This window comes from Pseudomonas sp., from assembly GCF_049590575.1.
Lineage (GTDB): Bacteria > Pseudomonadota > Gammaproteobacteria > Pseudomonadales > Pseudomonadaceae > Aquipseudomonas.
This window is the reverse complement of the sequence record NZ_JBAWDE010000260.1, coordinates 1-2846: the sequence shown is the minus strand read 5'-3', so window position 1 is coordinate 2846 and position 2846 is coordinate 1. Positions and strand designations below refer to the sequence as shown.

The following is a 2846-nucleotide window of genomic DNA, read 5'->3' as shown; positions in this document are numbered from 1 at the left end:
GTTGACGCCAAGATCGCCGCAATGGTTGGCCTGCCCGCTGACCAGATCGTAATCAATCAAGTTGTTGTGAATCCCATTTCGAAGAACGCATATGTGTCGGCGTCACGACCCGCCGAGTGCCCTTCGACGCCAAATTCTCCGTTTTCTCCAGTTGACAGGTCTAGTTTGTTGACACGTCCGTTCGACCTGGGGTGCCAAGTGGGCCGGAAGTGCAACCATATCGTCTACACTGCGTCGTTTGCTAGACCCGGCTAAAACGCGACCTGCAAGCAAACGTTCACCGCCATTCAAGGGGGCGATGAAATCGCTCATCGTGCCCGCCTTGCCCGGACCGGGGGGCTACTTGCAATCGTTGTGCAAAATACTGGGGGCGGGGGGACCCGCAATGCAGGGCACGGCGCTTAGGTACTCATAAATGGCCAGGAGATCGTGGTCGGTCAGATTGTGAAGAATGGGCCACGGCATGATCTGAAGCAGCGCTCCGTCAAACGGAGCGGGCAGGCAGGTACCGGTGAGCACGCCGTTGACGCAGGTAGGATGGAAGTGGTCGTAGTCCGTACCGTTCCGCATAATGTCGAGAAACTGCGCGAAGGTGTGACCGCCCTCCGGCAGACCGGTCTTGTCGGGCGTCAGATTGCGCGAGACGATGTCCGGGGTCCCCGGGCCGGCTACCGGCCCGAAATCGCGGCCGCCGCCGAGGTACACGGCCGGATTGACGATGGTTGGATGCTGGCCGAAATAAGGAATCCCGCCTGACGAGTATTCCGCCTGCGGGCTGAGCGTGTGGCAATCGTTGCAACTGGCTTGGGCATTGACGATATAGCTCCCTAGCCCGACCAAAGCCGGGTCTTTCCCTTTCAGGTTCAGCGGAACCGGCGCGATTGCGAAACCCTGCTGGATTCTCGAGGCATCGCCTCCAATATCATCGGCGCGCACGCGCGTGCCATGGAACGCAATTCCCACGAGAGCTGCCGCGGCTAATACGGTTGCGGCAGTCGCGGGATTAACGAACTGTTTCAACGTCATCTTGTCCTCCTACTGGCTTTTTGCCGGCTGCTGCCGGACTTCACTGAAACTAGCAGCAGCCTGGCCCAAAGCGGCATGAGTTCTCCATGAGGGTTTTGCTCACCTCGCCTGAGGGTGTAAACTGCTTCTCAAAAGGACATTGTTTTGGAGGCGCATGCAAACGGCCGGCTACGGTTCGCCGAGTACGAACTCGATTCGCACTGGGGAAGGCTTATGCGCAACGGCCATCCCGTCAAAATTCAACCGCAACCCCTGCGAGTCTTGAGCATCCTGGCCCAGCAAGCTGGCCAGATCGTCTCACGCAAGCAATTGCGCGAGAGCATCTGGGGCGAGGCGACGTTTGTCGAATTCGACCAAGGGCTGAACTATTGCATTCGTCAGATTCGTCTTGCGCTGCAGGACGATGCCGCCAAGCCTTTGTACATCGAAACCTTGCCAAAGCAGGGCTACCGGTTCATCGCGCAGGTAACTGGCAGGCCAGCGGCGGAGCCGCCGACGCGCGTTTCGCCGCGTCCCGCGGTGCCAGAGCTGAGATGGATTTTCGCGGCGCTGACCGGCGCTATTCTGACAATCGCCGCGCTATCCTTTTATGCATTTTCCCGTGCCCGTCCAGCGCCGGTGCAGTTCACCCAGCTCACCAATTTCACCGATTCAGCGACCGCTCCGGCTTTGTCGCCCGATGGTCGCATGCTCGCTTTCATCCGCGGCAGCCACCCTTTCCTTTCCGCCGACCAGATCTACGTGAAAATGCTCCCGAACGGCCAGCCCCAGCGCCTGACAGACGATCCTCGACTGAAATACAACCCGGCATTTTCTTCGGATGGATCTCAAATCGCCTTCACGGTTCTGCGATCTCCCGATTGGGCAACCTACATTGTTCCGGTGCTGGGAGGCGAGACTCGGCTCTTCATGGATCATGCAGCCGGCCTGAGCTGGCTCGATCAGCACCATCTCCTGTTTTCCAAAATCCGCTCCGGTCAGCATCTGGGCGTCTTCACCGGAACCGAAACGCAGGAGAGTCTTCGCGAAATCTACTTCCCCGCTCACCAACGAGGCATGGCGCATTATTCGTATCCTTCACCCGATCATCGTTGGGCGTTGGTAGTAGAAATGAATGAAAAAGGGGGTTGGGCGGCGTGCCGGCTCATCTCCATGGACGGCAAGTCTCAGCCAAGAGCGATTGGGCCCGATGGCACGTGTACGTCCGCGGGTTGGTCGCCCGACGGCTCCTGGATGTATTTTACCGCCGCCACAGACGCGCAGAGCCATCTGTGGCGCCAGCGCTTTCCAAACAGAAACAGCCAGCCGGAGCAAATCACATTCGGTCCGACCGAAGAAGAGGGCATCGCGGTGGAGCGCGACGGGCGTTCGATTATCACGTCGCTCGGAGTCCACGAGAGCACCATCTGGATTCACGATGAACACGGGGAGCGACCGATGTCGTCGGAAGGCGAAGTGATCGCCCACCCTCCGCCTGCTTTCAGCGCGGACGGCAAGACTCTCTACTATCTGTTGCGGGGCACAATCGCGAGCCCCGGCGCCGAGCTTTGGCGCATGCATGTGGGCTCGGGCGCGAGTGAAGTAGTGTTTCCCGGCGTCTTTATCACGGGATACGATGTATCGCCAGACGGGAAACACGTGGTCTATTCTACAGGAAAGGGTGGCAACGCTTCACAATTGTGGTTCGCCTCCGTCGACGGAGAAGCCACACCGAAACGAATCGGCGATTCCGGAGGAGTGTCGCCGTATTTTGGTCTGGACGGGAAGATTCTGTTTAGTGTCTCCGAGGGGAATGTCAATTATCTGGAGCGGATGAATCC

Annotated in this window: 2 protein-coding genes; one reads left to right on the top strand and one right to left on the bottom strand. The window is 58.8% G+C overall.

The genetic code is table 11. The annotated features are described in order from the left end of the window. Positions 1-339: 339 nt before the first annotated feature. Positions 340-1026 (bottom strand): hypothetical protein, encoded by a 687-nt coding sequence (locus WBR57_RS18030; RefSeq protein ID WP_424085224.1) that lies wholly within the window; start codon positions 1024-1026, stop codon positions 340-342. Positions 1027-1239: 213 nt separating this feature from the next. On the opposite strand from WBR57_RS18030, the gene WBR57_RS18025 reads away from it, so the two are divergent. Beyond that, a partial coding sequence (locus WBR57_RS18025) for a winged helix-turn-helix domain-containing protein (RefSeq protein ID WP_424085222.1) occupies positions 1240-2846 on the top strand: 1607 nt, incomplete at its 3' end.